This is a genomic window from Chthoniobacter sp. (assembly GCF_040003245.1).
Lineage (GTDB): Bacteria > Verrucomicrobiota > Verrucomicrobiia > Chthoniobacterales > Chthoniobacteraceae > Chthoniobacter.
In genome coordinates this window covers 1-7,275 of sequence record NZ_JBDUCX010000307.1, presented here as the reverse complement: position 1 = coordinate 7,275, position 7,275 = coordinate 1, and the positions used below count along the sequence as shown (strand labels likewise).

Below are 7,275 nucleotides of genomic sequence, written 5' to 3'. Positions count from 1 at the left end.
CGCTCGACCCGAACTACGCCGACGCGAATTTCAATCTCGCCGTGGTCTTCGCCACGCAGACGCCGCCGAACAAGGAAAACGCCCGCAAATACTACCAGCGCGCGACCGAGCTCGGCGCCGAGCGCGACACCGCGCTGGAGCAGCTGATCAAGTAAGGGAGCGTCCCTTTTTTGCGGTCATCCTGAGCGGAGTGTAACGGAGTCGAAGGACCCCGTCGCCCTACCAGAGACGATCGCAGGTTATTCGGCGGGATTTGCCCCGCAGTCCCATAGGCGTCTCGCGGACTCGGCTTTCGACTGCGTTACACTCCGCTCAGAATGACACGCCAACAGTGCGTCACTTCACCCGGTAAAAACGCGCGGCATTGCCGCCGAAGAATTTGTCCCGCGCCGTGGCGCCGAGCGCGCGCGTGTAGTCGTCCACCAGCGCGAAGGTCTTGGCATAGCTCCCGGCGCGCAGGCACACCGGCCAGTCCGATCCATACATCAGGCGATCCTCGCCGAACGCCTCGAAGACCACATCGAGATACGGTCGAAAGTCGGCGGGCTTCCACGCGGCCAGGTCGGCCTCGGTGACCATGCCGCTCACTTTGCAGAGCACGTTGGGCGCTTTGGCCAGCTCGCGAATCTGCTCCCGCCACGGCGAAACCGTCCCGTCCTTGATCGACGGCTTGGCAATGTGGTCGAGGACGAAGGGTTGCTCGGGGAAGCGGCGGGCCAGTTCGATGGCCGCCGGTAACTGGCTTGGAAAGATGAGGATATCGTAAGTGAGTTTGAACGCGCGCAGCTTGCCGATGCCGCGCTGGAACTCGGCCCCGAGCATGAAATTCACGTCCGGCTCATCCTGGACCACGTGGCGCACGCCGCAGAATTTGGGGTGCGGCGCGAGTGCGGCGAGGTCGCGCTCGACGTCCGGCGAGCGGAGGTCCACCCAGCCGACCACGCCTTTGACGAGGGAATGGTGCTCGGCCAGTTCCAGCAGCCAGTGGCTCTCGTCGATGGTCTGCCGGGCTTGCACGGCGATGCTGCCATCGAGTCCGGCCGCTGCGAGGAGCGGCGCGAGATCCGGCGGCAGCCAGTCGCGTTGCAGAGGGGAACCGGGCGCGATCCAGGGATACTGCGCGGCGTCGTAGCTCCAGAAATGTTGATGCGAATCGAGTTTCATGGGGAAGGGGAGGGGAGCTTTTTAACATCCAACACCCAACATCCAACACCCAACATCCAATTTTCCGCTCTGCCCCGCTCTGCCCATCACAAGCTTGCTTACCATCGGTGACCCTGACACGGTTGCGCTAATGAAGATGCTCGGCCGACTCCTCGTTCTTGCGCCGCTAGTCCTGCTCGCGGCTTGCTCCACCATCACCACGAAGCGCGATTTCGACAAAAAGGCGAACTTTGGCGCCTACAAGACGTTCGCCTGGGCGCCGCTGCCGAATACGCAGGCTCCGGCGCCGGCGGTGGACGAGGCGATCCGCGCGGAGGTGGAGAAAGGGCTGACCGCCCGTGGTTACACCAAGGCGGCGGCCGGCAAGACACCGGATTTCTATGCCATCTACCATGTGACTGCCGTGCAGAAAACCGACGTGCGGCATTATACCGATTGGGGCTACGGCACGGCCTATCGCACGGGCTACGGCTACTACACCGGCTGGCCGGGCAATCCCGAGACTTACGCCGTGCTCGAGCAATACAAGGTCGGCGCGCTGATCCTGGATTTTGTCGAAGTACGCCGGCAGCAGTTGGTCTGGCGCGGCGTAGCGTCGGCCGTCATCGGCGACAAAGCGGAGGCCAACGCCGCCAAGGCGGGTGAGGCCGTGCGCCAGTTGCTCGCGAAGTTCCCGCCGCCGCCGGTGCCAGCGACGTAATTGTAGCCGGGTTCAGTGAAACCGGATCGGTTGGCTGACATGACGAAGACCGGGCTCACTGAGCCCGGCTACATCAACGTCCTCCGGATCAGGCCAGTTCTAAATTCGCCAGCCGCCCGGTGCTGGATCCAAACGCGTCCGCATCGACCCCGAGGCGGTGCAGGAGGCTCACGAAAAGGTTGCTCAGCGGCGTGTTGTCGTCGCGCTTGAAGGCGAGGTGCGCGCCATGCTGGAATCCGCCGCCGGCGAGCAGGATGGGGAGGTTGGAGTTGTCGTGGGTGTTGGCGTCGCCCAGGTTGCTGCCGTAGAGGATCGTCGTGCGGTCCAGCATCCGCTGGCCGCTCTCCATCTTGCCGGCGAGGGCTTGCAGCAGCCCGTGCAGCAGGGCCATCTGCTGGCGGTCGGCGTCTTCGAGTTGCTTCACTTTCTCCACGGCTTGCCCGTGATGGCTCAAGTTGTGGTAACCGTCCGTAGTGTTCTGCGTCTCGTTGAGCTTGAACACGGGCGTGGCAAACGCATCCACCATCAGCGTGACGATCCGCGTGGAATCCGATTCCAGGGCGAGCTGCGCCATTCGCAGCATGAGGTCGAACTTTTGGAAGATGAGTTTTTTGTTCTGGATATCTTCCGGCGGCGCTTGCGTCGTCGTGGGTTTCGGCCGCAGCTCCCATTCGCGTGCCGAGTGCAACCGTTCCTCCACCTCGCGCACCGAGGTGAAATACTGGTCGAGGCACGCCCGGTCATCGCTACCTAGATTGCGGCTGAACTGTTGTGCGTCCTCGCGCAAGGTGTCGAGAATGCTCCCGCGCTCTTCGATCCGGCGCAGTTGCCGCGACACCTCGGCTTGGTCGCCCTGCACGAACATTTTACGAAACAACGCAGGCGCGCTGTCCTCGGCAGGCAGGAGCACGCCGTCGCGCGTCCAGGAGAGACTGCGGTTGGCCTTGTCGATATTCACGCCGAGATTCAGCGTCGGGAACCGCGTGAGCTGGCCGAGCTTCTCCGCGGCAAATTGATCGAGCGAGATGCTGTTGCGAAAACCACTGCGCGTGGGACCGCGCGCGGCGGTGAGGAAGCAATTCTCCGTGCTGTGGCCGCCGACCACACCGGGATGCGATAGACCGCTGCACACCGTGAAGTCGCGGCGAAAATCCGCGAGCGCGGAAAGATACGGCGAGAGCTCGTAATCGCGCCCGGCGGCGGCGGGGAAGAAGGGCTTCGGCAGCACGCCGAGATTATTGGAGATGAGCAGCATCCGGCGTGGGGATTCCGGTCCGGCCGCCCGGGCGAAGACCGGCCGCATGCATTCCAGCAGGGGCAGCGCGAGCGTCACGCCCATGCCGCGCAGGAAAGTGCGGCGTGGAATATAGGAGGAAGAAGTGGAGATGTGCGGGGCGTTCATGGGTGGCATCCGGCGGGGCCGAGGAAGATTTTGCTCTGCACGAGCGCGACGAGCAAATCGCGCACGCGATAGCCGCCGGCCTGGCAGCCATCGAGGATCGATTCCATTTCCGCGCGATCGGAGAAGCGCACCGGCGTGCCCGTGGAGTAGAGTGTGAATTGCTGGAGGAGATTGCGCGCGAGTTGGCGTGGATTCGCGCCGAGGATCGCTTTCAAGTCACGGACATTCTGGAAGGTGCGCCCGTCGAGCAGCCGCCCGCTGGCATCGACCGGCTCCGCGAGGGTGTAAGCGAAATCGTGCCCCGCACGATCGATGCCCGTGACGCGTTCGCCTTGCTCCAATCCGCGATAACGCGTGCGCCAGCCGCCGAGGATATCGAAGTTTTCCAAGGCAAGGCCGATGGGATCGAACTTCGCGTGGCAGGCGGCGCACGACTTGGATTTGGTGTGCAGGGCGAGCAGATCGCGAATGGTTTTGGCCCCGCGAATGTCCGGCTCCACCGCGGGAACACTGGGCGGTGGTGGAGGCGGCGGTTCGCCGATGAGCCGATCCATAATCCACGCGCCGCGGACGACCGGAGAGGTTGTGGTGCCATTCGCCGTGACTTTCAAAATCGCCGCCTGCGTGAGGAGTCCGCCATAGGGGCTGTCCGGCGGCAGCTCCACCTTGCGCAGCGCGGAGCCCCGGAGTGGCGGCAGGTGGTAGTGCTGCGCGAGGCGGTCGTTGGCGAAGAGGAAATCGGCGTTCACCAGCACGCTCGCGGGCAGATTCTCCCGCACCATCGCGGTGAAGAACGTGCGCGTCTCCTGTTCCATCGATTCCACGAGATAGTCGTCGAAGCGATACTCGGGATAGAGCCGGATGTCGGGCTCATCGCGGCGGACATGGCGGAGATTGAGCCAGTAATCGGTGAAGTTTTTTACGAACCGCTCGAAGCCCGCGCCCGCGATGAGCCGTTCCGTCTCGGCGCGGAGAATCGTGGCGTCACGCAGTTTACCGGCGCGCGCCCGGTCGGTGAGTTGGGCATCGGGCCGCGTGTTGGTCAGGAAATGCGAGAGCCGTTCCGCGATGGCAAAGTGATTGTCCGCGCCTTGCGGCTCGTGCAGATAGAGAAAATGGCCGGAGCAGAGGAAAGCCTGGTAGCCCGCGAGCATCGCCTCGGCGAAGGGCGCGCCTTGATCCAGCCGGGCGAAGATCAGGTCTTCATATTTCTGCAGGGCTTCATCTGGCACCGGTCGCCGCGCGGCCTGCGCCACAAAGCGTCGCAGCAAGCGCCGCGCATCTTCCTTGGGTGCCGGTGTGATGACCTCGACGGTCAGCCCATCCTTTTTCCCCGCCTCGCGGATCGGCAGATCGTCAAACAACACGCGATGCGATGGCGGCGGCCACAGCGCCGGGGCGATTGGGCCTTCGATCTCGATCCACTGGAACGCGATCCCCGGCTGTCCGCCCTCAGGGAAGGGCGGATAGCGGTAGCTCGGCGGGCCGTTGTTTACATTGCGGGCGAGCGGCACGGGCAGTCCGAGCAGGCTGTATTCGAACGTCTCGCGCTCGCGCAGGCGCACGGTGGTTTCATAGACGCCACCCTCGGGCTGGATATCGATGATGCCGCCGGTGGCGCGCACATCGCCGGAGACGTCCGGTCCGGAGGGCTTGCGCGCGCGAAAGGTCATCGGTACCGGCTGCGTGGCGTGCTTGAGTTCGTAGCCGGGCACCTGCAGCACCGCCCTCGCCCCGAAGCGCACTCGGTATTCGCCTGGGAGTTTCGCGATGAAACCTTCCGGGTACCCATAGTAGGGCCACGAGGCGGAACGGAACAACGCCATCTCCACCGCCGGATCGTGCTGGCCGCTTTTGCGAATCTCGCGCAGTTGTTTGGAGTCGATGGCCAGCGCCTTCGAGTCCTTCGCATAAAACATCGCCTCGCGATTTCCAAAGGTCTGCGATTCCTGAAACATCCGCGTCGCCAGCGCTTGGTAATGTGTGACCGATGGCGGAGCGATGCTGCCGGCGACCGCCCGGCGCAGCGCCGTCTCGGCGGCTTCGAGATAGGCCGTGAGCTGGACGCGCGACATATCGAGCGTTTCGGCGCACTTGTTGAAGTGATGGCCCTCGCGGTCCTCCGGCAGCATGTCGCCGATGTCGAGGTCCGGCAGTTGCAGGACGTCGCGCAGGTTATGTTCGTATTCGCTGCGGTTGAGGCGGCGCATCGGCCCACGCCCGCGGGCCAGCACCTCTGCGTGGTCCACGTCGTGCAGCGCGGTGCCGAGCAACTTCACCAGTTCCGCGCGCTCGGGCGGTGGCAGGTCTTTGGCCTTCGGCGGCATCTCGCCGTTCGCCACGCGATCGTGAATCTGCACCCAGCGGTCGCGATTGGTGCGATCACCGGGATCGAAACGGAGCGCCGTGAGGTCGAGCCCGCCCTTGGTCGTTTCCTTGTCGTGGCAGTCGGTGCACGTCTGTTCGATGAGCGCGGCCGCGGGATTACTCTCCGCCGCCCCGAGCAGCATCGGCAGCAACACTGCCAGCGCGATGATTCCGGCCGCTTTCATCGCACGACAGGCTTTCCACCGAGCGCCGCGGAAGCCATGCGCGCGGCCTCCTTCACCACCGGGGCGAGGTTGAGCATCCGCTCTTCGCTGAGGCGCTGGCTCGGCCCGGTGATCCAGAGGCTGGCGATGGCCTCGCCCCCGGCATCGAAGATGGGCGCCCCGAGGCAGTGATGGCCCTCCAGGTGCTCGCCCGCGTCGACGGCGTACCCCTGCGCCCGCACCGTTTCGAGGCAGGCGAGAAAGTCCTGGCGATTGGAAATCGTCCACGGCTGAAAGCGTTCGAACTTCATTCCCGCGATCGTTCGTTCGCGCTCTGCTTCCGGCAGGTAGGCCACGATCACCTTGCCCGGCGCGCTGGTGTGAATGGGGAAGCGGGTGCCGCGTTCCACGTAAAACTTGATCAACGCCCGCCCGATGACGCGCTCCAATACGATGCCTTCGTGCCCGCTGAGCATCCCGAGATGCGCGGCCTCGCCCGTCTCTTCGCTGAGCCAGCGCAGGGCCGGCAGCGCCGCTTCCGCCAGCGGCACATCGTCGTGCACCGGCTGGCAGAGCAGGAGCATCTTCGCGCCGATGCGAAAGCGCTTGTCCGCATCGCGGTGGGCATAGCCATGCGCGGCCAGAGACTGCGCCACGCGATAGACGAAGTTCATCGAGACGCCCAGCTTCTCCACGATTTCCGACAGGCTGATTCCCTGCGGATGCTGCCCGATGCATTCCAGCACGGCCAGCGCCCGGTCCAGGCTGGGGGTGCTGAAGCCGGAATCGTCGATGGGGCTGCGGCGTGCCGCGGGCTTGCGTGGGGGTGATTTCGATCGCATGACGCTATTCTATATAGGAAAGTAGTTTCATTAATAGAAACAAACGGCAAAGGCGAGCGGCATTCGGCGGATCGCCGCGACTTTGCGGGACGTGGTGCGCGGGGTGTTTGTAGGCGGGTTCATTGAACCCGGACGGGAGCGACGGTTCGCAAACCGGGCTCACTGAGCCCGGCTACAACATCTCCTTCCGGAAAATGTCCGCTTGGCGGAAGGGCAGGGTGGCTCTAGGTTGCCCGCCCTTTTATGAAACCCGCCGCCACCGCAGTTGAAGGAATTTGCTATCTCGCTGGTGCGGGCCCGGGTGACATCGGCCTCGTCACGCTCAAGGTCAAGGAAGTCGTCCAGGAAGCCGAGGTGATCGTCTACGATTACCTGTGCAATCCGGAGATCCTCTCGTGGGCGCCGGCGGACGTGGAGATCATCTACGCGGGCAAGAAAGCCGGGCAGCACACCCTGAAGCAGGAGGAGATCGACGCGCTGCTGGTAGAGAAGACGCGCGCGGGCAAGCGTGTGGTGCGCTTGAAGGGCGGCGATCCATTTTTGTTTGGTCGGGGTGGTGAAGAGGCGGAGGCGCTCGCCGCTGCTGGCCTGCGTTTCGAGCATGGCGTTGGGGAACATGCAGCCGTCCCAGCAGAT

General features: G+C 64.2%; 6 protein-coding genes. 2 read left to right on the top strand and 4 right to left on the bottom strand.

Annotated elements, in window-relative coordinates; genetic code table 11:
* Positions 1–336: 336 nt before the first annotated feature.
* A complete protein-coding gene (locus tag ABJF10_RS27830; protein WP_348547886.1) occupies positions 337–1,164 on the bottom strand; it encodes an amidohydrolase family protein in 828 nt (275 codons plus the stop codon).
* A gap of 136 nt (positions 1,165–1,300) precedes the next feature.
* On the opposite strand from ABJF10_RS27830, the gene ABJF10_RS27825 reads away from it, so the two are divergent.
* Complete coding sequence (locus tag ABJF10_RS27825; protein ID WP_348547885.1) at positions 1,301–1,864, top strand: DUF4136 domain-containing protein; 564 nt, start codon at positions 1,301–1,303, stop codon at positions 1,862–1,864.
* 88 nt (positions 1,865–1,952) lie between these two features.
* Here ABJF10_RS27825 and ABJF10_RS27820 read toward each other — a convergent pair whose 3' ends face one another.
* The 3 genes from ABJF10_RS27820 to ABJF10_RS27810 are packed head-to-tail and all read right to left on the bottom strand — an operon-like array spanning position 1,953 to position 6,639.
* Positions 1,953–3,266, bottom strand: a complete 1,314-nt coding sequence (locus ABJF10_RS27820; protein ID WP_348547884.1) for a DUF1552 domain-containing protein — start codon at positions 3,264–3,266, stop codon at positions 1,953–1,955.
* Entirely contained in the window at positions 3,263–5,818 is a 2,556-nt protein-coding gene (locus tag ABJF10_RS27815) for a DUF1592 domain-containing protein (protein WP_348547883.1), read from the bottom strand. Before ABJF10_RS27815 ends, ABJF10_RS27820 begins: the two co-directional genes overlap by 4 nt.
* Positions 5,815–6,639, bottom strand: a complete 825-nt coding sequence (locus ABJF10_RS27810) for an IclR family transcriptional regulator (RefSeq protein WP_348547882.1) — start codon at positions 6,637–6,639, stop codon at positions 5,815–5,817. The genes ABJF10_RS27815 and ABJF10_RS27810 overlap by 4 nt, the downstream gene beginning before the upstream one ends.
* Positions 6,640–6,882: 243 nt before the next feature.
* On the opposite strand from ABJF10_RS27810, the gene ABJF10_RS27805 reads away from it, so the two are divergent.
* Positions 6,883–7,275: SAM-dependent methyltransferase (locus ABJF10_RS27805; RefSeq protein ID WP_348547881.1), on the top strand; the 393-nt coding region annotated here is incomplete at its 3' end.